The organism is Algoriphagus sp. TR-M9 (assembly GCF_027594545.1).
Classification (GTDB): domain Bacteria; phylum Bacteroidota; class Bacteroidia; order Cytophagales; family Cyclobacteriaceae; genus Algoriphagus; species Algoriphagus halophytocola.
The window spans coordinates 3,350,295-3,376,287 of record NZ_CP115160.1 but is presented as its reverse complement, the minus strand read 5'-3'; the positions used below and the strand labels follow the sequence as shown (position 1 = coordinate 3,376,287).

General features: G+C 42.5%; 20 protein-coding genes and 1 riboswitch. Of the genes, 15 read left to right on the top strand and 5 right to left on the bottom strand.

Annotation, left to right across the window (positions count from 1 at the left end; all coding sequences use genetic code 11):
* Positions 1 to 2: 2 nt before the first annotated feature.
* Positions 3 to 214: riboswitch (cobalamin riboswitch) on the bottom strand.
* 99 nt (positions 215 to 313) lie between these two features.
* From PBT90_RS14035 to PBT90_RS13995, 9 genes are all read left to right on the top strand, one after another.
* Positions 314 to 1,474, top strand: a complete 1,161-nt coding sequence (locus PBT90_RS14035) for an ABC transporter substrate-binding protein (RefSeq protein WP_264811221.1) — start codon at positions 314 to 316, stop codon at positions 1,472 to 1,474.
* Positions 1,461 to 2,492, top strand: coding sequence for an iron ABC transporter permease (locus PBT90_RS14030; protein WP_264811220.1), 1,032 nt, complete (start codon positions 1,461 to 1,463; stop codon positions 2,490 to 2,492). Before PBT90_RS14035 ends, PBT90_RS14030 begins: the two co-directional genes overlap by 14 nt.
* 2 nt (positions 2,493 to 2,494) lie before the next feature.
* Positions 2,495 to 3,460 carry an ABC transporter ATP-binding protein gene (locus PBT90_RS14025; protein WP_264811219.1) on the top strand — a complete coding sequence of 322 codons (966 nt, stop codon included), beginning with the start codon at positions 2,495 to 2,497 and terminating at the stop codon, positions 3,458 to 3,460.
* A 119-nt stretch (positions 3,461 to 3,579) separates the two neighbouring features.
* On the top strand, positions 3,580 to 4,029 hold the full coding sequence (locus PBT90_RS14020; RefSeq protein WP_264811218.1) for a MarR family winged helix-turn-helix transcriptional regulator: 450 nt from the start codon (positions 3,580 to 3,582) through the stop codon (positions 4,027 to 4,029).
* A 52-nt stretch (positions 4,030 to 4,081) separates the two neighbouring features.
* Positions 4,082 to 5,086 carry an NAD(P)/FAD-dependent oxidoreductase gene (locus PBT90_RS14015; protein WP_264811217.1) on the top strand — a complete coding sequence of 335 codons (1,005 nt, stop codon included), beginning with the start codon at positions 4,082 to 4,084 and terminating at the stop codon, positions 5,084 to 5,086.
* Between the two features lie 15 nt (positions 5,087 to 5,101).
* Positions 5,102 to 5,422 carry a 2Fe-2S iron-sulfur cluster-binding protein gene (locus tag PBT90_RS14010; protein WP_264811216.1) on the top strand — a complete coding sequence of 107 codons (321 nt, stop codon included), beginning with the start codon at positions 5,102 to 5,104 and terminating at the stop codon, positions 5,420 to 5,422.
* Between the two features lie 209 nt (positions 5,423 to 5,631).
* Positions 5,632 to 6,078 carry an SgcJ/EcaC family oxidoreductase gene (locus PBT90_RS14005; RefSeq protein ID WP_264811215.1) on the top strand — a complete coding sequence of 149 codons (447 nt, stop codon included), beginning with the start codon at positions 5,632 to 5,634 and terminating at the stop codon, positions 6,076 to 6,078.
* 397 nt (positions 6,079 to 6,475) lie between these two features.
* Complete coding sequence (locus tag PBT90_RS14000) at positions 6,476 to 6,826, top strand: DUF2147 domain-containing protein (protein WP_264811214.1); 351 nt, start codon at positions 6,476 to 6,478, stop codon at positions 6,824 to 6,826.
* Between the two features lie 149 nt (positions 6,827 to 6,975).
* Entirely contained in the window at positions 6,976 to 7,719 is a 744-nt protein-coding gene (locus PBT90_RS13995) for a Dph6-related ATP pyrophosphatase (protein WP_270129760.1), read from the top strand.
* On the opposite strand, the gene PBT90_RS13990 is transcribed toward PBT90_RS13995, so the two are convergent.
* A complete protein-coding gene (locus tag PBT90_RS13990) occupies positions 7,709 to 9,616 on the bottom strand; it encodes a TIGR00341 family protein (RefSeq protein WP_270129759.1) in 1,908 nt (635 codons plus the stop codon). The two genes, PBT90_RS13995 and PBT90_RS13990, sit on opposite strands and share 11 nt — an antisense overlap.
* A 215-nt stretch (positions 9,617 to 9,831) precedes the next feature.
* The gene (locus tag PBT90_RS13985) at positions 9,832 to 11,181 is read right to left on the bottom strand and encodes an AGE family epimerase/isomerase (RefSeq protein WP_270129758.1); all 1,350 of its coding nucleotides are present in this window, start codon (positions 11,179 to 11,181) and stop codon (positions 9,832 to 9,834) included.
* Between the two features lie 96 nt (positions 11,182 to 11,277).
* On the opposite strand from PBT90_RS13985, the gene parS reads away from it, so the two are divergent.
* Both parS and PBT90_RS13975 read left to right on the top strand, forming a co-directional pair.
* Positions 11,278 to 11,706 carry a type II RES/Xre toxin-antitoxin system antitoxin gene (gene parS / locus PBT90_RS13980; RefSeq protein ID WP_270129757.1) on the top strand — a complete coding sequence of 143 codons (429 nt, stop codon included), beginning with the start codon at positions 11,278 to 11,280 and terminating at the stop codon, positions 11,704 to 11,706.
* Positions 11,703 to 12,164: an RES family NAD+ phosphorylase gene (locus PBT90_RS13975; RefSeq protein WP_270129755.1), complete on the top strand. Its 462-nt coding sequence runs from the start codon at positions 11,703 to 11,705 to the stop codon at positions 12,162 to 12,164. The genes parS and PBT90_RS13975 overlap by 4 nt, the downstream gene beginning before the upstream one ends.
* Positions 12,165 to 12,175: 11 nt before the next feature.
* On the opposite strand, the gene scpA is transcribed toward PBT90_RS13975, so the two are convergent.
* Positions 12,176 to 14,299, bottom strand: coding sequence for a methylmalonyl-CoA mutase (scpA, locus tag PBT90_RS13970; RefSeq protein WP_270129754.1), 2,124 nt, complete (start codon positions 14,297 to 14,299; stop codon positions 12,176 to 12,178).
* A complete protein-coding gene (locus PBT90_RS13965; RefSeq protein WP_264811207.1) occupies positions 14,296 to 15,702 on the bottom strand; it encodes a methylmalonyl-CoA mutase family protein in 1,407 nt (468 codons plus the stop codon). Before PBT90_RS13965 ends, scpA begins: the two co-directional genes overlap by 4 nt.
* Positions 15,703 to 16,055: 353 nt before the next feature.
* Here PBT90_RS13965 and dnaA point away from each other — a divergent pair, with 353 nt between their 5' ends.
* Positions 16,056 to 17,477: a chromosomal replication initiator protein DnaA gene (gene dnaA, locus PBT90_RS13960; protein ID WP_264811206.1), complete on the top strand. Its 1,422-nt coding sequence runs from the start codon at positions 16,056 to 16,058 to the stop codon at positions 17,475 to 17,477.
* A 38-nt stretch (positions 17,478 to 17,515) separates the two neighbouring features.
* Here dnaA and PBT90_RS13955 read toward each other — a convergent pair whose 3' ends face one another.
* Positions 17,516 to 17,932 (bottom strand): nucleotidyltransferase substrate binding protein, encoded by a 417-nt coding sequence (locus PBT90_RS13955; protein ID WP_270129753.1) that lies wholly within the window; start codon positions 17,930 to 17,932, stop codon positions 17,516 to 17,518.
* A 653-nt stretch (positions 17,933 to 18,585) separates the two neighbouring features.
* On the opposite strand from PBT90_RS13955, the gene PBT90_RS13950 reads away from it, so the two are divergent.
* From PBT90_RS13950 to PBT90_RS13940, 3 genes are all read left to right on the top strand, one after another.
* Complete coding sequence (locus tag PBT90_RS13950) at positions 18,586 to 21,759, top strand: SusC/RagA family TonB-linked outer membrane protein (protein ID WP_264811204.1); 3,174 nt, start codon at positions 18,586 to 18,588, stop codon at positions 21,757 to 21,759.
* A gap of 11 nt (positions 21,760 to 21,770) precedes the next feature.
* The gene (locus PBT90_RS13945) at positions 21,771 to 23,237 is read left to right on the top strand and encodes a SusD/RagB family nutrient-binding outer membrane lipoprotein (protein WP_264811203.1); all 1,467 of its coding nucleotides are present in this window, start codon (positions 21,771 to 21,773) and stop codon (positions 23,235 to 23,237) included.
* Between the two features lie 65 nt (positions 23,238 to 23,302).
* Positions 23,303 to 25,993, top strand: coding sequence for a TonB-dependent receptor (locus PBT90_RS13940; RefSeq protein ID WP_264811202.1), 2,691 nt, complete (start codon positions 23,303 to 23,305; stop codon positions 25,991 to 25,993).

The window sequence follows — 25,993 nt, the reverse complement described above, 5'->3', positions numbered from 1 at the left end:
CACAGAATCAACAGAAACGGGCAGGTCTCCTGGCTCACCTAAATTTGCCGCCTTCTCATCCCGAATTGGTTTCGGAACAATGGCATGGTTGACAAATCTGCGGAAAAATCCGCTCGGTTTACAGTTGCGGGGACAGCTTTGGTTTTACACCAAATTCCCTTTTAATCCCAAGAGCTCAGTTGCGAGTTTGGGAACCTATTTCGGCTGCAAAAGTAGATCGGGAAAGCTTAGAAAAAAAATCTGTTTAGAGACAAATTTTGGAAGTGGCGAATTCCCGAGCTTATTTTGGGCTTCAATTATTCCAATAAAATCTGTGAAAAACCATCGAATTAGTTTCTTTTTTTCTTTACTGTTTTTGTTCGTAATCCTTTCTTTTTCAGGGTGCAATGAGAAAGTGGGCAAGGGTGAAAATACGCTAGAAAAATTAGTCATAAGCTATGCATCTGGCTTTACTATTTCTAAGGGAGAAAACTTTTGGAAGGTAGAAGTGACTCAGCCATGGACGGGTGCAGATAGAATTTTTTCCTATTTGGTTTTGGAAGAAAATGCTGAAAAACCAACCGGGAATTTCGATGCAATCATTCAGCTCCCGGTAGAAAAAGTCATCCTGACTTCGACTACTCAAATCCCACATTTGGATATGCTGGATGAAACGAAAAAGTTGATTGGATTTCCGAATCTGGACCTGATTTCATCGGAAAAAACATGGCAACATATTGATGCTGGGAATGTTACTGACTTGGGTTCAGGGCCTTCGGCAAATACAGAAATGGTGATCGATTTGGCTCCGGATTGGATCATGATTTCTACGCTGGGAGATGATCTGAAGTACTTGGATTTGCTGGCACAGGCTGAGATTCCCGCAGTAATTAATGGAGAATATGTGGAGCAACATCCGCTAGGAAGAGCGGAATGGATTAAGTTTACAGGGGTGCTTTTAGGGAAATATGAGGAATCGAAACTAGCTTTTGAGCAGGTGGAAAATGACTATTTGGAAGCTGAGAAATTGAGTGATTCGATTGTTGATTCACTTCGGCCTACTGTGCTGAGCGGGGTGCTTTATCAGGATATTTGGTATGCCCCGGGAAGTGAAAGTTGGGGGGCGAAGATCCTACAAAATGCTGGTGGCGACTATATTTTCTCCGATCAAAAAGGAACTGGTTCTGCGCAACTGAACTATGAATATGTGCTTGAAAATGCATTGGAAGCTGATTTTTGGATAGGATCCGCTGATTTTCTGGATTTAGAAACTATGGGGAATGCAGAGACTCGCTATAAGGCATTTAAGGCCTTCAAATCAGGAAATGTGTTTTCATACACCCAAAAGCGAGGTAGAGAAGGAGGGTTGGAGTATTTTGAGTTGGGCTACATGCGACCGGATTTGATTCTAAAAGATTTGATCAAAATCCTTCATCCTGATTTACTTCCAGCGTATGAGTTGTATTTTTATCAACAACTCCATGCAAAAAAATAGTCCATTTCTTCTTCTCTCGGCCGCGTTGGTTCTGCTGCTTTTCAGTTTTCTGCTGAATGTCAGTTTGGGATCCGTGTCTATTTCACCGAACGAAATTCTTTCAGGAATTTTCACTGGAGAATGGACAAAAGCGTCACGGGAACAGATTATTTTGAACTACAGAATCCCAAAAGCTTTGGTCGCTATTTTGGCAGGAATAGGACTCAGCATCAGTGGTTTGCAGATGCAGACTTTTTTCAGGAATCCATTAGCAGGACCGTTTGTATTGGGGATTAGTTCAGGCGCGGGGCTTGGGGTGGCGATTTTGATGCTTGCTGGTTCTGCTTTTGGACTAGCTGCTTTTGGTGGGGCGATTAATCCTTGGGCTATCGCCATTGCAGGGACGTTGGGTGCTAGTTTGGTATTGCTGACCGTGAGTTTGGTAGCTTGGAAAGTGAAAGACAGCATGACGCTTTTGATCGTCGGGCTGATGTTTGGTTCTGCGGTTTCGGCTGTGATATCTGTTCTTTCTTATTTTTCAGGAGCGGAAGCATTGAAGCTTTTTACCATTTGGTCCATGGGAAGTCTAGGCGGATTGGTTTGGGGCCAGGTTTGGGTTCTTGGTTTGGTGAATGTCATCGGAATCGTACCCGTGATCGCCTCAGTCAAATCCTATAATGGAATGCTACTGGGCGAGAGTTATGCCAAAAGCATGGGGGTCAATCCTGAACGTCTGCGTTGGTTGATGATTCTCAGTACAGGATTGTTGGCTGGAAGTGTTACTGCATTTTGTGGGCCGATTGCTTTTATAGGAATTGCGGTGCCACATTTGGCTAGAATTGTCTGGAAAACCTCTGACCATAGAATCCTGTTTCCAGCTTCAGCCTTGGTAGGAGCAAGTTTGTTGCTTCTATGTGATGCCGTAGGTCAGCTTCCTGGATCTGCACAGACCTTACCCATTAATGCAATTACATCACTTGTTGGAGCTCCGATAGTGATCGGTTTGGTGCTTCGCAAAAACTTCAGTAAAGAATTCTAGCCATGAGAAAAGCATCAATCATCGGTAGAAATCTTAGCCTTGGATACTCCAAAGGCAATATGAAAAAGGAAATTCTAAATGGATTGGAATTTGAGCTCTTTTCCGGCGAAATGACCTGTTTGCTGGGACCAAATGGTGTCGGGAAATCAACCCTTGTGAAGGCTGTTTTAGGTCAATTGAAGCCCTTCCGAGGTGAAGTTTTGCTCCATAAAAAAACCATTTCTGAGTATTCAAATGAGGAATTAGCAAAGGAACTTTCAGTGGTTTTGACTGAGCCATTTTTGCCGGGAAATATGACCGTAGTGCAATTGGTAGCTATGGGTAGAATTCCCCATACAGGATGGACAGGAAAGCTGGAGGAAAAGGATAAGGAAGTGGTTCGAAATGCACTTTTGGCTACAAAAATCGAGTATTTACGAGATGAACGACTTTCTGAAATCAGCGACGGTCAGCGACAAAAAGCGTTGATCGCAAGGGCGCTGGCTCAGGATGGGAAAGTGATGGTCTTGGATGAGCCTACTGCTCATCTGGATTTGGTAAATCGCTACGAGATTATGCATTTGCTCCGGGAAATCGCAAAGACTCAAGGAAAGTCCATCCTCGTGGTGACCCATGATTTGGAAATCGCTTTGGAAACTGCTGATAGGTTTTGGTTGCTGAATTGCGGCACTCCGTTGATTTCAGGGTTGCCGGAGGATCTGGTGATTTCCGGGCAAATCAATCAATTGCTTCCGGGAAAGAAATTCCATTTTTCTGTGGAAAAGGGAAGGATTGAATTAGAAAATCAAAAGCGGAAACTTGATATTTCAGGTCCAGAAGACTTGGTTTCTTGGGTCTCGAAAGCGCTTGAAAAAGCCGGTTTCAAGGAGTTGGATGAGGTGATTGAAGTCAGTGAAAATCCATTTTCATTAAGTTATAAGGGGTTAGTTTATAGTAGGATTGAGGAGTTTATTGAGGCTAAGCTCTGAGACTTTCTTTTGAGCTCGAAGGATAAATTTTTGCCTAAAACCTACAAACCCCATAAAAATTATAGAGAATAGTATTGTCCAGCCAGATTTTTCATATATTTGTCACACTAACTATTGGTATGACACAAGAGCAGTATTCTAAATATTCATTTCTATTGGACCGAACGGCCCGTAAAGTGAAGCAATATGCTCAGCAGCAGTTTAAGTCTGGGGATTTTGATGTGACGGTGGATCAATGGTTAGTGCTGAAAAACCTTTCTGAAAATGATTTGTTGAGTCAGACGGAGTTGGCAAATTTGGTATTCAAAGATCATCCTACGCTTACCCGTATTATTGATTTGCTATGCAAAAAAGGATATGTGGAGCGAGTGCCCCATCCGCAGGACAGAAGGAGTTTTCAGTTGCATTTGACGGATACAGGTGTGGAAAAAGTCACTGCCTTACGTCCTGAGATTCATCAGATTAGAGAGAAAGCCTGGGAAAATTTGAGTCCCCATGATTTCGAAGAGTTTAAGCGGATTCTCAACACGATTTATCAAAATCTCAACGGGGAATCTCTTGATCAATAAATAATAAAAAAGGAAACTTTTAACCGGGGAAGCACCCCAAATTTTATACATCATGATCCATACAGACCTTTGTATTATCGGAGCCGGCCCTGTGGGCCTATTTGCAGTTTTCGAAGCTGGTTTGCTGAAAATGCGTTGTCATCTAATTGATGCCCTGCCTCAGGTGGGTGGTCAGCTTTCGGAGATCTATCCTCAGAAGCCGATTTACGATATTCCGGGCTATCCTGAAGTGAATGCCCAGGATTTGGTGGATAACCTGATGGAGCAGGCCAAACCTTTCTCTCCTACTTTTACTTTAGGTGAGCGAGTAGATCATCTGGATAAGCAGGAGGATGGCTCTTTTATAGTCACTACCAGCGACAAGACTAAGGTTCATGCGCAGGTGGTTATTATTGCCGGCGGATTAGGTTGTTTCGAACCTAGAAAACCTGCGATTGAAAACCTAGAGCTCTATGAGGGAAATGGCGTGACTTATATGGTGAAAGACCCAGAGAAGTTCCGTGACAAAAATGTAGTGCTGGCAGGTGGTGGTGATTCCGCTCTTGACTGGACCATTTTCCTTTCAAAAGTTGCCAAAAAGGTGACCTTGGTACACAGAAATGAGACCTTCCGAGGCGCTCCAGACTCTGCAGCGAAGGTTTTTGATTTGGCAAATAATGGTAAAATAGACCTGATTCTGTCTGCTAACCTGAAGCAATTGAGCGGCAATGGCAAATTGGATTCAGTCACTTTTATGGATAAGTCCAAAGTTGAGCATGTGATTGAAACAGATTACCTGATCCCTCTTTTTGGTTTGAGCCCAAAACTGGGTCCCATCGCAGATTGGGGCTTGAGTATTGATAAAAATGCGATCGAAGTAGATACGCGTGATTACTCTACAGGAGTGGAGCGAATCTACGCTATAGGTGATATCAATACCTACCCAGGAAAGCTGAAATTGATACTTTGTGGATTTCATGAAGCAGCGATTATGATGCATTCCGCCTTTAAATATGTGTATCCAGATCAGAAGTTGAGCTTCAAATACACGACTGTTAATGGTGTAAATTCATTTTAATCTTATTTTTGCGGCATGGTAAATTTCACTGTAGAAGATCACGACGGTAACCGTCAAGAAATCGAAGCTCCTGATGATATGGGCTTTAGCCTAATGGAGATACTAAAAGCTTCAGAATATCCGGTTTTAGCCACTTGTGGGGGTATGGCCCTTTGTGCTACCTGTCATGTGGAAGTGCTGGAGGGAAAAGATGAGCTGGGCGAGGCCACTGATATAGAATTGGACCAATTGGAGAACTTGCCAGAGTATTACCCTACGTCCAGGCTGGCTTGTCAAATCCGGATAGGAGATATTCTAGAAGGGTCAATTATCAAACTCAGAGGAGAAGATCAGTAAGCGATTTCAACTTCCGGGCTGTTCTGCTTTACCAGAAGGCTGGACTTTCGAATTAAATATTACAGCCACTCAGGAATGGGTGGCTTTGTTTTTTTTTAAACCACAAAGTTAGCGGAGGTTACACAAAGGGCACAGTTGTTCTGCATCACTAGAAACTGGACTTGTTTTGTCGTTTAGAAAAAGCGTAAATTACGTCAAACTGAATTGCCATGAAATCCCTCAGCATCCTTTTCTTACTCCTTATCAGCTCCTCAGCTTTCTCTCAAAACCCTTTGAATACCAAAGGTGAATCCCGGGAAATCATGGATTTGATCAGTTCTTATTCCCAGGCTAGGGAAACGAATGATACGGTTTTACTAAGGGAAATACTGGTAGAAGATGTGGATCAATTGGTTTCCTCTGGAGTTTGGCGAAAAGGAATAGACGAGGCTGTGAAAGGAATGATGGAAAGTTCTGCTGAAAACCCGGGCGAGCGAAGCCTGAAATTGGAGTCTATACGCTTTCTGAACCCAGATGTGGCGATTGTAGATGCTCACTATGAAATCAAAAATTCCTCAGGAACGGTACGGAAAATGTGGAGCACATTTTTGGTAGTGACGGAGACAGAGCAATGGAAAATCTCCGCGATACGGAATATGTTGCCTGCGGGGAATTGAATTTCATGGAATCAGGAAGTAGCCTTCGGTTTTTGCTTGAACAGCAGGAGGGAAACTGTACTTTGGTTTCAGTTACTGACCTGCTTATTCATAATGCCATGCGTGTATTTCTGTATTTTTAGAGTAAGGATAAGTGGACCTATAGATATGCGTTAAACCGTCCGTTTTAGTGTTGGATGATCGTCAAAGCTTTGATGAAGTGACCATACAGAGCTACTCAAATATTCAAAATCTTCTAGAATTCAGCATCCGTACTTACTCATCCGTTCTTATATTTTGCTAATTGTCAGATAAATAACTATTTTTTGAAGTTGTTTCGATATTGATAACTAAAAATATCTTAGCATTCTTAAGTACAATTTTCTTAAACTCATTTAAACCTAAACCCTTAATGATTATGATTTTCAAAAAATTATCAATGCTCTGCTTTTTCTTAGTAATAGCAAGCATGACCGCTTATGCGCAAAGTGACATTACCGGAAAATGGAAAACTACCCTCTCTGGACCGCAAGGGGAGATGGAATTGACCTTCAACTATAAAGTTGAAAATGGAGCTTTAACCGGAACTATAGCATCTCAAATGGGAGAGATCCCTTTGGAAAACGGCAAAGTAGATGGAAGTAAATTCAGTTATGATTTTGCTATCCAAGATATGACGGTATCCCATAAAGGTGAAGTTGTGTCCACGGACGAGCTGAAAGTGGTCTCTCAAAGAGGAGAAATGAAGCTCACACGGGTAGAGGAATAATCCAGAGCTAGCATGTCTTTAAAGCCTATTTTAGCAGTGACCTGCTGAGATAGGCTTTTTGCTTTTAGAAACAAATGAGCTCAAGTTCTGCCGCAGCAGTATTCTTTTAGCTAGCTTTGAATATTTTTGACATTTATCTGAAGACTATCATGAGCCAAAAAGCACTTCTCAATTGGAGCGGAGGAAAGGATTCCGCACTTACTTTGTATAAACTACAGCAATCTCAGGAATTTGAAATTGCATGCTTGCTCACCAGTATCAGTGAGAAATATCAGCGCATATCCATGCACGGCGTCCGGTCTGAATTGCTGGAATTGCAGGCAAAAAGCATGGATATTCCCCTGGTTAAAATGCAGGTTCCGGATATGCCCTCGATGGAAGTGTATGAGCAGACGATGCGAGAAACACTTTCGGAGTTGAAAAGGCAAGGGGTCGCAGCATCAATCTTCGGGGATATATTTCTGGAAGATCTGAGAACTTACCGTGAGAATAAACTGGCAGAGTTAGATTTGACCGGTGTTTTTCCGCTCTGGAAGCAACCTACAGATAAACTGATTCGGGAGTTTTTAGATTTAGGATTCAAGACAATTACCACTTGCGTCAATGAGCAATTTTTGGATAATAGCTTTGTTGGGAGAGTGATCGATGAGGGTTTTTTAAATGATCTTCCTGCTAATGTGGATCCCTGTGGGGAAAATGGGGAGTTCCATACTTTCGTGTTCGATGGGCCCATTTTCAGCAGACCTATTGAATTTGAGCTTGGAGAAAAAGTACTGAGAAAGTACGAAGCTCCGAAGACAGCAGATGATTCTGATCAGTGCTTTTCTGATAAGAAACAAGATCCTGCCCAGTACGGATTTTGGTTCTGTGATCTGATCCCACTCACTCCTTAGCTTTGGTGATAGGGGCACCCAATTGTACGCCCAGAGTCAATTCAATGGATGCTGGCCTGCCGATCTTTTCCTCAATTTCAGCTTTGATCGCTCTGAAATCATTCTCATCCAGGGCATTTTCAGAAAGTATAGTCACTGAAAGTTTCAGTGGTTCCATCTGCACTACTTTCACTTCCCTGAGTAGTCCATGTGGGATTTCCTTGCCGCTGAGATCTTGGATTATCGAGTTTTCTTTCACCATTTTGCTAAAGCTTAATCCTAGGGGCAAAGCAATCGCAATAAGGATTCCCATACTGATAAAAAGCCCTCTTTTTGCCAATCTGAACGGGCTGAATCCAAGGAGCAGAAAAGTCAAAGCTGCTGCCATGGTGATGCCGGCTAGGTTGGTGCCGAGCAAAAGCATGGCGCCACCAAATACTTCCTGGTCCATCCACCCGATTCCTATTCCCGCCACAGCCAAAGGGGGAACCAGCGCAACGGAAATCGCCACTCCTGCCAAAGTTTTGGAGATTTCTTCCTTGGAGTAGGCATAGGCTCCGGCTATTCCGGATGCTATTGCAATTCCCAGGTCAAGCAGGTTCGGGCGGATTCTGGCAAGTATCTGATCATTCAGCACTTCTAAAGGCGTAATCAGTGAAATTAGAATCGAGAAAAACAATCCTACGATCACACCCCAGAAGATTGTAATCAAGCTGTTTTTGATCAGCAAGCTATCTTGGCGAAGCATGCCCATAGCCAAGGATATAATCGGTCCCATCAGGGGAGCCAAAATCATCGCGCCTATCACTACAGGTGCAGAATCCCCAAAAAGCCCGAAAGTCGCAATCATAGTTGAGAGCGCCATCAGCACCAAATAGGTGGAGGAAGTCTGCGAATTTGTCCGTAATAGTGTGAAAAGGTCTTTGAATTCTTCCGCTGTGGCATGGCGAACCCATGGCAAATAGGAGTGAAGTAATTCCTCCTTCAATCGGCCTGTAGGAAGAGCCGCTACATTGATGGATTTTGGACCTTCACTTGGTTCTTTTTCCTGGAGTCTTGCTCCGGGTAGTATTTTAATTTTCTCTTCTACCAGCGAGATTTTTAATTCTTTGGCTTCTTTTTCTTCCCCATCCACCGCAAATTGAATGCGCTCGGAAGAACTAAGGCATACTTCACTTGTAGAAATATATCCCACAAACTTGGGAAGGGTTCCACCTTTGATAGGGAAAAAGAGGTTCTGTAATCCAAATTGGATCAAAGAGAAAAGGCTTTTTGGAGCCAAAATCAACAGATGGATTCTGCCATCGTCCAGACCGGATTGTTCTATGACACGACGAAAAATCAAGTTACTTTCGCAGTGCGCCACTGCTAAAATCCCCATCGCAGCTATTTCTATTTTGCTTTTCTCCTTTCCATTTTTATAAGTGATGGTATAGGGTTTTAGTTTTACCCTTCGGAAAAGTTTGATTAGTTGGGAAAATCTAGTTTTGACTCCTTCCCAGAAATTATCGGCTCCATTGGAATAAAGAATGCTTAGAGAAGTGCCGACTACTAAGGAGTTAAAGGTCAAGTGTTCGTCAACCTGCATCAAATCGGTTTCGGGGATTTTCTCGGCTTCTTGGATTTCCTGCCAGGCGGTTTCAAAACTGGTATGTATGCCAAACCCCTTTCTTGCCTGTTCCATCTCAGGATGGGGCAGAAGGGCTACATTTAGTTCTTTGTCTTTTGTCTGATCGAGTAGCTTACGAAGCTGATTGTCTGACAGCGAGCAGGCCAGCCATTCCTCTTGATTGAGATTCTCCACAGATAACTCATCCAAAGAAAGCTTTTTGTCAGGCCTGGGATCCATCCTTTCAAGCAACTCATCGAGTTTTTCAGGTTTTATTTCCGGATCATATACAAAAGTGATTTTTTTCATATGATTATAATTTGTCTTTTAAAGGCCATAACCTGTCCCGTGACGAAGGAAACGGGATGGAATCTCGTCTGGGAGATAATCATCCCTCTGTGTGTCGCTTCCGACATGCTCGATTTCATGACTCTTGAAAGTAGTTAAAATGAAACGGCCAAGAGATAATGTTTGCTGAATCATGCGGTTTACCCCTTGGAGGGGAATGGAGTGCACTGCTATTATTATTCCGATTTTTGACTCATCTCCCGCAGTCTGTCTATGCAATGATCCAAAGATCTATAGTGGTGATAAATTCCTTTCCAGATATTCCCTTTTCCTACTGTTTTTAGTTCTGGTTGCTTGTCCAGTCCTCCTGGATACCAATCCCCATTTTCATGGTCTATCAAGTAAGTGTCCGTGTAATCCCAGAGTTTTTCAAACTTCTCATAATAATTGTGAGGATCATTTGGGTAAAGCTCAGCCATCAATAATAGTGCGTTCATTCCTTCAGCTTGCGCCCACCAGTTTTTGGTGTCATGGGTTACCCGGTAACCGTCTTGGAAATAATAACCTTCGTCATAAAAGCCGCCTACACTTTCATCCCAGCCATTTTCTAGGGCATGGTCTATCATCTTTTTTGCGATTCTATGTGTGGTGCTGTCGTTTTCCCAGCCGAGCGTTTCAGAGGCCTCTATCATCAAAAAACCTGTTTCTACATCATGGCCAAAAGAAACATGGTCGAGCAAATGATGCCGGGTAATTACTTCTTCTGTAGAATCTTTGAAACTCACCGGTTGCCAGTCTGGATATAGGAATAGCGTCAGATAACCCTTGTCCGTCACGATTTGGTCCCGGATCAAAAGCAGCATTTCTTCCAGCCTATCCTTTACTTTTGGGTCTGGCCAAACTTGATATAACTCGGTGAAAGCCTCCAGTATATGAATGGAACTGTTCTGGTCTTTATAGCCTAGATCGGATGTGGATGGGGTATCCTCAGGTCGCAAAATGGGCGTGCCGTCCGGTGCCAAATGCTGAAAATATCCTCCGTTGATCGAATCGTGAGCATGCTTGTCCAGCCATAGGAAGGCTTCTTTTGCCAGGGCCAAAGCAGATTCATCTTCACTTGCGCCGTAATATGCCGCTAATGCATAGATCCCAAAAGCATTTCCATAGGCTGTTTTCATAGGATTGCCGATTTGCTTTCCTTGCTTGTCCACCAGCCAATGGAATCCTCCGTATTCATAATCCCACATTTTATCCTTTAGAAACTTAAAACCGTGTTTTGCACCAGTTTTATAGTATTCGACCTTGGGATACTTAAGTGAAGCTTTTGCATTTGTCCATACGTGCCGGGATTGAGTGACAATCATTTTTTCCTGCTTTTCCTCTAGCTTGAAATCGTAGGAGAAATTGCTATAAAAACCACCGTCTAGGGTATCCATTGCTTGTGGGTACCATTTATCCAGGACTTCGGTTTTGAGATGCTCTTCCATTTGGAGTGCGAGTATTTCTTTAGGATTTTCCTCCCTCTCAGGAGAACTACAGGCGATTAGCACTGAGAGAAGTAATGCTGAAGAGTACCTTAATGACATAGGAGTGATTTATTAAAAAAAAGTGAGAAATTTAAACAAACTTTGACAAATGTCGTTAATTTTATGACAGTTGTATTCGGTCCTAAAGCATTCATCATGACTCAATTTACCATTTTCGATCCAGAAGTAGCTTATAATACTACAGACGACAAGTTTATAAATGATGTAATCAGTCTCGTGAGGCGAGGTATTTCGTTTGATGATTTTGAGAAGTTTGCCTCCAAGAGTGCATTTACGAATGAGGAATGGGCAGATTATCTACATATTTCTGAGCGCACGATGCAGCGCTACCAAAAGGAGCAAAAGTCGTTCGATTCCTTGCAGTCAGAAAAGATAGTCGAAATAGCCTTACTTCAAAAGAGAGGTGTGGAGGTGTTTGGGAAGAAGTCAAAGTTCCAATCTTGGATGGAGACCCCTTGTATTGCTTTGGGTGGTTTACTTCCAAAGTCTTTCTTGGATAGCAGCTTTGGGATTAATCTCCTAAAAGACGAGCTGACTAGAATCGAGTATGGAGTCTTAGCATGAAAATTTACCGACTTTCCAAAAGCAAGTATGCTTTCGATTTGTCTGCAAAAGGTGCGGAATTGGCGGGGGGTAGATGGAACAGCAAGGGGAAAGCAATTCTTTACACCAGCCAATCCCGGGCACTTTGCACCGCAGAAATCGCTGTGCATACGCCTCTGGGTAATGTTCCGACCGATTATGAATTAGTGGAAATTACAATCCCTGATACTATAGCGATGAAGGAAATTGTGGTTTCAGATTTGCCGAAGGATTGGAAATCCATTCCGCATTCACATTCTACTCAGGAGATCGGTGATAAATTCCTCTCAGAAAACGACTATCTGATTTTTAAAGTCCCTTCAGTGGTGGTGCAGGGGGACTTTAATTTCTTAATCAACCCAGCCCACAGGCAGTTTTACCAGGTGGAAATCACCTCAACAGAACCCTTTGATTTTGATTCCAGATTTTTTTCGAGATAGGATCTTAGTCTTTAGTCTTCCTCAATCAACTTTTCCAGAATTTCTATTGCTGCTTCAGAAAGGACTGTTCCCGGACCGAAAACGGCAAATACTCCAGCATCCTTAAGGTACTGATAATCCTTTGAAGGAATTACCCCACCAGCCACTACCATAATGTCGGGTCTTCCTAATTTTTTCAATTCACTAATTAATTGCGGGACCAAGGTTTTATGGCCTGCGGCCAAAGAGGATGCGCCGACTATATGTACATCGTTTTCGATGGCCTGCTGCGCCACTTCTTCCGGGGTCTGGAAAAGAGGACCGATGTCCACGTCAAAACCCATATCTGCAAATCCGGTCGCAATGATTTTAGCACCCCGGTCATGCCCGTCCTGTCCCATTTTGGCTACCATGATTCTAGGTCGTCGTCCTTCCAGTTCCGCAAATTCGTCCGATAGCGCAATTGCTTTCTTAAATGAGTCTTGATTTTTCACTTCTGCTGCATAAACTCCAGTGATTGATTTGGTTTGAGCTTGGTGACGGCCAAAAGCCAACTCCATTGCATCTGAGATTTCTCCTAAAGTAGCTCTTTTCCTCGCTGCATCCACTGCAAGCTCGAGTAGATTTCCTTCGCCTGATTTTGCTACCTGAGTTAGTTTTTCCAGGCTTTTATCAACTTCCTGCTGATTCCTGGATTCCTTTAATTTTTTCAGTCTGGGTAGTTGGGATTCGCGCACTGCCTGATTATCCACATCACGAACTTCGATTTCTGAATCCTCTTCGATTTGGTAGCGATTCACGCCTACGATCACATCCTTTCCGCTATCGATTCTGGCTTGCTTTTTTGCGGCAGCTTCTTCAATTCTAAGTTTCGGCAGCCCGGCTTCTATTGCTTTGGCCATTCCTCCCAATTCTTCCACTTCTTCGATCAAAGTCCATGCACGCTGCACCAATTGATCCGTTAGAAACTCCACATAATGTGAACCTCCCCAAGGGTCAACAACATCAGTGATGGCCGTTTCTTCTTGGAGTACTAATTGCGTATTTCTGGCGATTCTGGCTGAAAAGTCTGTGGGTAAAGCGATGGCTTCGTCCAGTGAATTCGTATGAAGCGACTGGGTACCGCCCATCACGGCAGCAAGAGCTTCTACTGCTGTTCGGGTCACATTATTAAAAGGATCCTGCTCGGTAAGCGACCAGCCCGAAGTCTGGGAGTGTGTACGAAGGGCTAAAGATTTATCGGATTTTGGATTGAACTGTTGGACGATTTTTGCCCAAAGCAAGCGGCCTGCCCGCATCTTCGCGATTTCCATAAAGTAATTCATCCCAATTCCCCAGAAGAAGGATAGGCGGGGAGCGAAATTATCTATGTCCAAACCGGCTTTTACCCCGGTTCTTAAATATTCTAACCCATCAGCAAGCGTGTAAGCCAACTCAATATCTGCCGTAGCTCCAGCCTCCTGCATGTGATAGCCAGAGATGGAAATGGAATTGAATTTCGGCATGTGATCTGAGGTAAACTTGAAAATGTCAGCGATAATGCGCATCGATGGTTGAGGAGGGTATATATAGGTGTTTCGCACCATAAACTCCTTCAGAATATCATTCTGGATCGTGCCGCTAAGTTGCTCAGGTTTTACTCCCTGCTCTTCAGCTGCCACGATGTAAAATGCCATAATCGGGATCACCGCCCCATTCATGGTCATGGAAACTGACATTTGATCCAAAGGGATTTGGTCAAAAAGTAGTTTCATATCTTCCACCGAATCTATAGCCACTCCAGCTTTACCAACGTCACCAACCACTCGCGGATGATCAGAATCATAGCCTCTGTGGGTGGCAAGGTCGAAGGCGACTGAAAGACCCTTTTGGCCTCCGGCCAAGTTTTTTCGGTAAAAAGCATTGGATTCTTCTGCGGTAGAAAATCCCGCATACTGACGGATGGTCCAAGGCCGCATACTATACATGGTGCTGTAAGGTCCTCGTAGATAAGGTGGGATTCCGGCCGCAAAATTCACATGCGAAAGCTTAGCAGTTTGCTCACCGTTGAAAATAGATGGAATGGAAATCTGCTCTGGAGCTTCCCAGTTTGTGCTTTCTTCAGTAGGTGAGGCTTGAATTTCTGCGGATTTCCAATTTTTCAAATCTGGTCTCATGCGTTGCTCAGGGTTTTTTGTTCCACAAAGTAGGTTGCTCGGCTTGGGAGTAGTTCGAAGTCCTTTTCGACAATGGGGTCAAATTCTAAGTGGTTTTCCAAACTGTCTTTGGCGAGGTATTTATTAACCCCTACTTTAATAGTGTCATCTGATAGAATTTTCTTTTGTGCGCTTTCTCTGGAATTTCTGACAGCTGCTTGCAGGCTACGGTCTTCGAAGTTTGTTAGCCAACCTCCATTTTCTTCCAATTCTTGCAGTCCTTTTATCACTAAATTTACGATTTCCTCCTGAAGTTTTTCCAAGTAAAATGATCCAGCTGCCGGATCCATTACTTTGTCCAGGTAGCTTTCTTCTTTGAGGATTGAAGAAACATTTCTCGCAACCCTATTTTCCAGTACAGAAGCATCTTTTCCTGCGGCGGGTTTCACCCAAAGTGAATTTCCACCACCCAGAATACCTGCCATAGCTTCATAGGTTTGGCGGATCAGGTTTGTGTTTTTATCCAACAAAGATTTGCTCCAAGTGCTGGTGGAGGTTATGATGTGGATATCTTCAGGATCAATGTGCACTCCATAATTGACAGCTAGCCCTACCAGTAGCTTGCGCAAAGCTTTGACCTTAGCGATCTCTGCAAAATGAGGATCTCCAATGGCCGTGTGCAGTGCTATTTTTTCAAATACCTGTCGAGGAGAAACTGCTTTTTTTGCCAAATGATCAATTAATTCTACCACTTCTCCCAAGCCATATACCAGTTCTTGGATACCTGTGGCTCCGGCGTTTGCGTATCGGGCCAGATTGATGGTCATGGGACGAAATCCTCTAAAATCTTTAAAGTCATCTACCAGTTTGGCAGCTTTATTTATGGCTAATTCAAAATTCTCTCCTGATCTGAACAATTCATCGCAGGGAGACCAAATCATAGAACCGGTCAGCATACTGGGTTTGAGGTGAAGAGATTCAAGCCAGTCTTGAATTTGGCGGAAAACCTGCTCTGGCTCTCCCGCTGGTAAAAAATTCGTTTCTATAAATTCAGTGTGTACTGCCTTCATCAACTGATTGAGGTCCTCCTCACCGTTCAAATGCAGGATAAGGCCATCAGCTCCATGCTGCAAAGCATCTAATATGATTTGGTTGTTTTTGACAGTATCTCCAGGAAAAACAGAAATTAAGTTTGCCCAGATTCGAGGTGACATTCCCGGAAGGTTAGAATCCGGGTGAAAGGAACAGGAAACTCCAGGTGTGGCCAAGTCACTTTGGGTGTAGAAGGGCTCCACTTGGATTTGACTCCAAAGTCTCTTGACTAAAGTTTGCTGGAAATCCTTTTCCTTCAGGTCCTTTTCCGCTTTTTGGGTCCATTCTTCCTTGCTGCTGGGTGGGAACGGGTAGAATTCTTTGTTAGTCATAGTTGGGTTTTAGTTTTAAGAGACTAGCTCTTCCTCACCATTAAGTAAGTGATGTGATTTGCACCATTATCAAAAATAAGGAAATGCTTGAGAAATAATTAATCTCAAATCATGAAGCGAAATTGAACCAAAGAGTTTAAGCGCTTAAAATTAAATTTGATATAATTCTGAGTCTCTGATCTTAAAATATTGATTCGCTGCGTGGCAAGAAGAACTAATACCATAAACATTCTGGAGAAGTCCAAAAAATCATTTTTTCAAGTCAGAATCCATTTTTTATTTAAGTTAATTTTGCTCAAATTTGACACCCTTGCACCTACCGCGAGGTATTTGTTTTTCAGAAATCTTCTCTAATGAGTTCAGAAGCTAGCGCCGTTTGGAATGAATGTTTACGTGTTATAGAACAGCACGTCAATGAGCAGAGCTTTTCAACTTGGTTTAAGCCTATCAATCCTGTGAAACTGGAAGGTACTTCGTTGACCATTCAGGTTCCAAGTCAGTTTTTTTACGAATGGCTAGAGGATAATTATGTGCAGGAATTGAAACTGGCCATCAAAACTACCCTAGGGCATGGAGGAAGGCTGGAGTATGCAGTAGTAGTGGATCGTGGCAATTCTGCCAATCAACCCTATGTGGTTTCTTATCCACAGAATAATTCAGGTGCAAAGAAAGCTGCTGCACCACCTGCAGAGCCGGACAAGACGCCCTTTGAGATGAAATCTCTAGACGCGGAGGCTTTGACCAATAGTAATCTGAATCCCACATACACATTTACCACCTATATAGAAGGTGATTGTAACCGACTGGCGAGGTCTGCTGGATTTGCGGTAGCTACCAAGCCCGGTATTACTTCTTTCAATCCTTTGATGGTATATGGAGGAGTGGGGCTGGGCAAAACTCACCTGGTGCAGGCTATAGGCAATGAGATCAAAAATGGTCCAGAGGAGAAGTTTGTATTATATGTGTCTTCGGAAAAATTTGTAAACCAGTTCATGGATTCCATCAAAGATGGTAATGTGAAGAGTTTTACCAATTTTTACATGCAAGTAGATGTGCTGATCATCGATGATATTCAATTTTTGGCAGGAAAAGACAGAACACAAGAGATGTTCTTTCATATTTTCAATCACCTGCATCAAAGTAAGAAGCAGATTATTATGACCTCTGATTGTCCTCCACGTGATTTGAAAGGTCTTGAGGAGCGTTTGCTTTCCCGATTCAAATGGGGGTTGACTGCTGATTTGCAGATGCCGGATTTTGAGACAAGGGTTGCGATTATCAGACGCAAAATGCAATCTGAGGGGATTGTGATTCCGGATGACGTAGTGGAATACCTGGCCTATACGGTAGATACCAATGTGCGAGAGCTGGAAGGGATTTTGATATCTCTGATTGCCCATGCATCTCTGAGCCGTGTGGAAATCAGTCTGGAACTGGCCAAAACCGTGATGAAAAATATCATCAAGGATATTGAGACAGAGGTAGGAGTGGATTTTATCCAGAAAACCGTTTCAGAATATTATGGGATCAAGCTGGATGATTTGAAAGCAAAAACCCGTAAAAAGGAAATTGTAACGGCCCGTCAGGTAGCAATGTACTTCTGTAAGGAGTTTACAAACCATTCATTGAAATCCATAGGCTATCACTTTGGGGGGAGAGACCATTCCACGGTAATTCATGCTGTAACCATGGTCAATGATCTCATGGAGACGGATAGTAGTTTTCGAAATGCTGTCCAAGAGCTGAAGAAGAAATTCAAAATGCGCTCTTATTAATAAGGTGTAGCACTCTATTAGATTTGCGGGGTTTGGAACTAGGTGTCCAATTTTTTCGCCATGGTGTCCTCAAACCGCTGAAGTAATCTCACATATTTCTTATTGATGTTTTCCAGAAACTTTTCTTGGGTGTCAATTTCGTAGAGCGGGTTGTACTTGATCCTATCGATGATCATTTCCAGCCAGGCTTGACCGTCGTCTATCAGGTCTGCATGAAAAGCTTCGACGGTAAGATCTCTGGATCCGGAGAATGGTTCTTTTTTGTAAGGTTTGAAGAAAGCCGTAAAAATGGAGAGCGCCAGCTCGTGGGTTTTTTCAAAGCTGCTGATCAATTCCCTGGATTGTGATTCGGATAATTTGGTGTTTTTGGATCGTTGGGAGTAGACTGTTAGGTCTTCCAAGGCCAGACTATAGTCCTCAAGCAATTGTGAGCAAGTTTTGATGGGCTTTTTCATGTGTTTATAATTTTTTTTAAGGTCAATACCTGTCCCGATACCTCGGGATGGAATCTTCGCATGAATTATAATCATCCCTCTGTGTGTCGCTTCGGGTCATGCTTGATTTCATATGATTATAATTTGTCTTTTAAAGGCCATAACCTGTCCCGTGACGAAGGAAACGGGATGGAATCTCGCCTGGGAGATAATTATCCCCCTGTGTGTCGCTTCCGACATGCTCGATTTCATGGTTTTAGTATGATGTGACTATAGTTTCAAAATAATAAAATATAATGAATAAATTATATTGTATGTAGAATGTTATGTTAATGTAAATAATTGTGCGGGGTGGGGAATTTTTGGCACGGAAAAAATAATTGGAAATTTTATTGAATAATGCAACAAATCTTGTTTAGATGAAAAATCTGAATTTTTGGGAATCAGTTTATAATTTTGAAGAGATTTTGGTTTTTATTGAAAAAATTAGAGGTAATAGGGTTGATTTCTTTAGATATCTGTCTGTGAATTGTTCTTTTTACCAAATAGAGGGGTTTTGAAGCATTGGACAAAATTTGTCCGCTTTATGAAAATATATATATTTGCCCTGTACGATTATGAAACATTAACGTTTCACTTAATCATTTAATCACACCAAATTAAACAAAACCTTTATGAAGAAAATTTTACTATTTTCTTTCTTGATGGTTCTTACAGGATTGGCTTGGGCCCAAAACCGTACAATAGAAGGTACGGTTACGTCTGCAACGGACGGAACCACCCTGCCAGGCGTAAGTGTAATCTTGAAAGGAACTCAGAACGGAACGATTACCGACATCGACGGTAAGTATCAATTGTCTGTACCAAGTACAGGAGGAGTTTTGGTATTCTCTTTTGTAGGCATGACCTCAACAGAGATTCAGATTGGAAATCAATCAACCATTGACGCTGAGTTGGCAGAAGATGTAACCCAACTGAACGAAGTGGTAGTAACGGCTTTGAACGTAGAGCGTGAGAAAAAGACTTTGGGTTATGCAACTCAGGAAGTCGGCGCTGACAATCTACGTGTAGCTAGAGAAACAAACTTGAACGAGGCGCTTGCCGGTAAAGTATCGGGTGTACAGGTTATCTCTGGTTCTGGAGCTAAGTTCGGTGAAGCTGCTGTTCGTATCCGTGGTGTAAGAGGCTTCGGTTCAAACTCTCCATTATATGTAGTGGATGGTATTCCTACCGCAGATCCTGCTACCATTAACATGGATAACGTTCAGTCTATCAACGTTTTGAAAGGTGCAAATGCATCAGCTCTTTACGGTTCCCGTGCTCGTGATGGTGTGATTTTGATCACCATGAAGAAAGCGAAGTCTGGTAGATTGAATATTGATTTCAACAATACGACTACATTCGAGAATGTATCTGTAATGCCATCTTATCAGAATGAATACGGTGGAGGATACTCTCAGGAATTCCAGACTTTCAATTTCAACCCAGACACTGACGATCCTGCTTTAGCTGGATTGGATGGTGCAATGATCCCAGAATTCTATGCAGATGAAAGCTGGGGGCCAAGAATGGAAGGTCAGCAAGTAGCCCAGTGGGATGCATTTACGCCTGGAACTGATACCTATGGTCAGACTAGACCATGGTCTCCAAACCCAGATAACGTGAAGAACTTCTTTAATACTGGTGTGGCTCTACAAAACAGTTTGTCAGTAAGTAAAGCTGGAGATGGTTATAATATCACAGCTACCTTGTCAAATGTAAACCGTACCGGTGTGCTTCCTAACACCAAGCAGGAAAAGACTTTCTTGAACTTGAATGCCTCTGTTGAATTGGCGAAAGGATTGACATTGAATACTTTGGCTAACTATAACAGAACTAACGTATTTGGTAACTTGACTGAAGGATATCAAGGAGGTAGTATTGGACAAAACTTTAATCAGTGGTTCCAGAGACAATTGGATATGGATCTATTGAAAAAGTATTATCAAATGCCAGATGGAAGATACACCAGCTGGAACATCAACTCCGCAAGAAACTCCAGACCTTTGTACTGGAATAGTCCCTATACTGAGCAGTATGCAAACTTCTCAGAAAGCACCAAAGACACTTACAGTGGTAAGTTTGGTTTGACTTATGAGATTATTGATGGACTATCTGTTTCTGCTAACCTTAGTAGATACTTCACATCTTATTTCTCAGATGGACGTATTGCTTCTGGAACATTAGATCTTGATTCTTATGGTCAGAGTAAGTATCAGGAGGTTGAGGATAACTATGAATTCCTGGCCCAGTATAACAAAGTGACCGAGAATTTCTCCATATCTGCTTTGATTGGTGGTAACATCAGAAATGAGGAGTATAGCCAAAACAGCATGTCTACTGCAGGTGGATTGTCTGTTCCAAATCTATATAACCTTAGTGCGTCTGTAGATCGTCCAAATGCATCTAACTACTACAGCCAGAGACAAGTAAACTCTCTATTTGCCCAGGCAAGTTTCGGCTGGAAAGAAATCGTATTCGTAGACGGATCCATTCGTCGTGATTATGACTCTGTATTGCCAGAGGAAAGCAATGCATTTACTTACCCTGCAGTTTCTGCATCATTCATTTTCTCTGAACTGTTGCCTTCTACGAACGTACTGTCATTCGGTAAGTTAAGAGCAGGTTATGCAGAAGTGGGCGGTGAGCTAAATCCTTATCAATTGGATCCTGCATTCGGTTTGGGAACTCCTTATAATGGTAATCCAACTATGGGCTTTCCAAATTCTTTGATAGATCCGAATCTTCGTGCAGCTACTACTGGTGCATTGGAAGCAGGTATAGAATTGGCTTTCCTTCAGGGTAGAATCAGAACAGACTTCTCTTATTACTATTATGACAATACCAATGAGATCTTGAGTACTGAGGTACCAAGCACTACAGGTATTTCTTCTTATACTATCAACGCAGGTAAAACCTTTACAAAAGGTTGGGATGCAACTATCGGAGGTACTCCGATCCAGACGCAGAATTTCAACTGGGATGTGAATTTCAACTTTGCAAGAAGTAGAAACGTGATTGAAGAAATCTATCCAGGTATTGATGCTATACAGTTGGTGAATGGATTCCTTGGTAACCGTGTAGGCGGTGGATGGGGTTCTATCTCAGCCAGAGCAAAAGTAGGTGAAGAATGGGGTACTATCATTGGTGAAAAATTTCAAAGAGACGAGGCAGGTCGAGTTTTGATCGGAGAAGACGGCTTCCCATTGACTGAGCAAAACCAAGTTTTGGGTACTGTACTTCCTGATTATACCGGAGGTATCTTCAACAGAGTTACTTACAAAGGATTTGAATTGAGCTTCACTATTGATTGGCAAATGGGAGGAAAAGTTAACTCCATTACCAATATGTTTAATGCTTATTCAGGTTTAGGTGAAATGACTGTAGGAAACAATGACAAAGGCGTGCCTCAGCGAGACCCAGTAGCAGATGGTGGTGGATTGAGATTTGATGGTGTATTTGCTGATGGTACTGAAAATGACATTTACTTGGAGTCTTCAGAATACTGGAAAGGGCTATTCGCAGCGCACGAAAGATGGGTTTATGACGCGAGCTATGTGAAGCTACGTGAAGTTAGATTCGGATATAACCTTCCGCAGTCTCTACTTGAGCGTACTAACTTCATCAGAACAGCTGCGGTAGCTGTAGTGGCAAACAACCCATGGTTGATCAAAACTAACGTTCCTGGACTGGATCCATCACAAATCAGTGGTGATACCAGAAATTCAAGAAACAATGGTGCTTGGGTAGATTCAGGACAGTTGCCAGCAACTCGTTCTGTAGGTTTTGACATTCGTCTAGGATTCTAAAAAAAAGAAACATGAAAAAATCAATTTCAAAATATATACTAATCGGGATGGTTACTCTTGGAGTGGCTTCCTGTGACATAGGAGATTTTGGAGATACCAACGTCAACCCAAATCAGACGACTCAGGCTATTCCTTCTTCTCTATTGACTAATAGTCTTACTAGCTTGGGTGGTACCGTTTCAGCTACTCAAGGACAACTGTATTCTCAGTATTTGGCTAATTCCCAGTACACTTCTGCTGATAACTACCAGACAATCATTTTTGACTATGGTGGATATTATAGTGGGATTTTGATGGATTTGGAGCATATCATCACCATGAATACGGATGAGGAGACTAAAGTAGAAGCCTCTTTATACGGTTCTAATGCTAACCAGATCGCTGTAGCTCAAATCTTACAGTCCTACTATTTCAGCTTCATTACCGACAGATGGGGAGATATTCCTTATTCTCAGGCATTGAATATAGGTGAGGGAGTCCGTCAGCCTGCATTTGATCCGCAGTCTGAAGTGTATGCTGGAATTTTGGCTACTTTAAAGACCGCTCAGGCAAATATTTCATCTACAGCTCCGGTTCAAGGTGATATCCTGTTCGGAGGTAACATGGATATGTGGAAGAAATTCGCCAATACCCTTAGAATGAAAATGGCATTGAGAATGTCAGAAGTAGATCCTACTACCGCAGCAGCAGAATTTACTTCTGCAGTAAATGATGGAGTGATTGCTTTGGATAATAGCGAGAATATTTACTATCAAAACTTACCTGAAGCTGCTTTTCAGAGTCCATGGTTTGCGAGATTCTTGACGCGTCGTGATTACACGGTGGCCAATACCATAGTGGACAGAATGCAAACTACCGAAAATGGTGGTGTGCTAGACGTAGCAATGGATCCTAGACTTCCTGAATATGCAGATCCAACCGATATCGGTGGGATGTATGTAGGTATGCCTTATGGTCTATCTGAGGCAAAGGCCGGTGCGATTTCTAACTCTGATGTATCATTCTTAAATGAGAACTTGAGAGCTCAGGACGCTAGAGATTACATCTTCACTTCTGCTCAGGTATTGTTTTCTATGGCAGAAGCTGCAGAAAGAGGATGGATATCTGGAGATGCTGAGGCACTTTACTACCAAGGTATTGAAGCTTCTTTGGATCAATATGGAGTAGCTGATGGGTATGACACTTACATCACTAACTCTTGGGTACAGTTTGATTCATCTATGGCTATGGAGCAAATCCTGACCCAGAAGTGGATTGCACTATATCTGAATGGTTATGAAGCTTGGGCTGAATGGAGAAGAACTGGATATCCTCACTTGGATCCAGCTGAAGATGCGCTGAACGACAGTAAAGAAATCCCTGTTAGACAGGCTTATCCTCTATTCGAACTGAATCTAAACTCTGACAATTACGAAGCTGTAGTAGCTCGTCAAGGTGCAGATGGTTTAGATACACCGGTTTGGTGGGATGTTGACTAACAAAAACTAAAAACTTTAAAATGCCATCTGCAACTTGTGGATGGCATTTTTATGCTTTATACCACATGAATAGAACACTACCACTATTATTCCTTTTCTTGCTTTTTTCTACCTGCCTTTTAGCACAGGAAACTGACCAACCTCTACTTTTTGATCGTGATTACTCTGAAGCTCCATTACCTGAGGTATTGAAAAACCTTCAAAGTACTTCGCAAACCCGTTTTTTCTACCAAGAAGATTGGGGTATAGATGCCTTTTTGGTCAATGCAAAGCAAGGTGAAAATGCCATTGAAAACATATCAGAACTCTTAAGAAATTACGGATTTAGCTTGATTCCGTATAAAGGTTTGCTCGTAATTGTCAACCAAGAAGGCCTGCAAGCCTACCGGTACGAGCAATGGGAAGAGGATGATGCCCAGCTGAATGACTATCAGATCATTGGTACAGGGAAGCCTGAAAACTCAAACCTACCTGTAACCCTGAGTGGACAAATCAAAGACGCCGGGGAGAATGAACCATTAATCGGCGCTAGTATCCAAGTAGTAGATAGCTCCGAAGGAGTGGTCACCGATTTGGATGGCAACTATGAGCTGTCGCTGGTTCCCGGGAAATACAAGTTTCTAGTTCAATATGCCGGCTATGAACCCCAATCCATACCTGTACAGCTGATCAATTCAGGGGAATTGGATGTAGAGCTTTTTAATGAAACTCTAAAACTGGAAGAGGTTACCATCTCTGCCCGGAGCCAAGAAGTCACCGTTTCTGAAAAGATAGCTGGAAGAGAAATTCTGGATATTGCTGTGATCAAAAGCCTGCCCACCTTTATGGGAGAAGTAGATCCTGTGAAAAGCTTGATTTCCCTACCGGGAGTAAGCTCTGTAGGTGAAGGTACTTCGGGGTTCAACGTGCGTGGGGGAGACCCAGGTCAAAACCTGGTAATGATGGATGGGGCGATTGTTTATAACAGTTCACACCTTTTTGGCTTTTTCGGTGCATTCAATTCTGACCTGATCCGGGATGTAGAACTCTACAAAGGAGGCGGCCCGGCCAATTATGGAGGAAGGGTTTCATCCGTTTTAAATGTAAATCTCCGTAATGGTAACGCTCAAAAAATGGATGTGCAAGGCGGGATTGGCTTGATCTCATCCAGGCTTTTAGTAGAAGGACCATTGAAAAAGGACAAGACTTCATTTCTGCTTTCGGGTCGTACTGCTTATCCTAACTGGATGCTCAAGCGGATGAAAGACCCAGACCTTTACCAAAGTGCAGCAGGTTTTTATGACGTCAATTTTAAGGTTAATCATAACATTGATGATAACAATGTACTATCCTTCTCAGGGTATCTGAGTGATGATAATTTTGAATTTGCGTCGGATACGGCTTATGTCTGGAAAACCAAACTGGGTATTGTGAAGTGGGATCACCGATTCAGCAACAAGTTTTTGATGCAGACTCAGGTCGTAGCCAGTGATTTTCAAAGCAACATAAACAACACCCAAGAAAGCTACGATTTCGACTATAGATCCGGTATTTTGAATTATCAGGGGAAAATTGATTTCTCCTATGAGCTTGGTCGCTCCCATAACTTGGATTTTGGAATCAGCTCTCTATACTATGAATTTAATAATGGGGATTTCACTCCAGGAGCAGAAAACTCCACTTCTGAGCAAGTAGTAATTCCTAGAGAAAACGCGCTGGAAAGTGCCATTTATGCCAATGATGAATTTGAAATCTCGCCGCGACTTTCTTTAGTCTATGGATTACGGGTTTCCAATTACCTGGCTTTGGGGGGAAGCTATTTCAAATTTGACCCAAATCAGCCAAAAACCACAGCATCTATTACGGATACCCTGAATTTCAACAATAATGAGGTGGCAAAATCATACATGGGTATAGAGCCAAGAGCTTCTTTGCGTTGGTTGGCCACTCCTTCCAGTTCTGTGAAATTGAGTTATTACCGGACTAATCAATACATACATTTGATTTCAAATACAGCGGCTATTTCGCCGGTGAACTATTGGAAGTCGTCTGGATATAATCTTTCCCCTTCTATCGCAGATCAGTACACCTTGGGTTTTTTCAAAAACTGGAAAGACAATTTGTTTGAAATATCACTAGAAGGGTACTATAAGGACATACAAAATGTGGTAGATTATAAAAATGCAGCCAACATTCTACTCAATGAAACCCTGGATGCAGACTTGATCCAAGGTGTAGGAAGAGCTTACGGAGCCGAATTTTTGATCAGGAAAAACAGAGGTAAACTAACGGGCTGGGTAGGATATACCTTTTCCCGCAGTTTGAGGAAGTTTGATGAATCTCTATTCGAAGAGGAGAAGATCAATGGAGGTAGTTTTTATCCGGCTAATTACGATAAGCCGCATGACCTTTCGGTAGTGATGAATTACAAGTTAAGCAGAAGGTTTGCCATGAACTTAAACTTCGCTTATTCTACAGGAAGACCGATTACCGTACCGGTTTCTAAATTCCAATACGAGGACATCCTTTCTGTTTTGAATTACAGTGACAGAAATCAATACCGCGTTCCGGATTACCATAGACTTGACCTATCCTTCACTTTACAAAGTGGACTGAAAAAGGAGAAGTTTATCGATGGCGAATGGGTGTTTTCCATTTATAACGTTTACGGCAGGAGAAATCCCTTCTCCGTTTATTTCACTCAAAGAGGAAATGCATTCCAGCTTTCTGTGCTAGGCAGTGCTTTCCCGTCAATCTCATACAATTTTAAATTATAA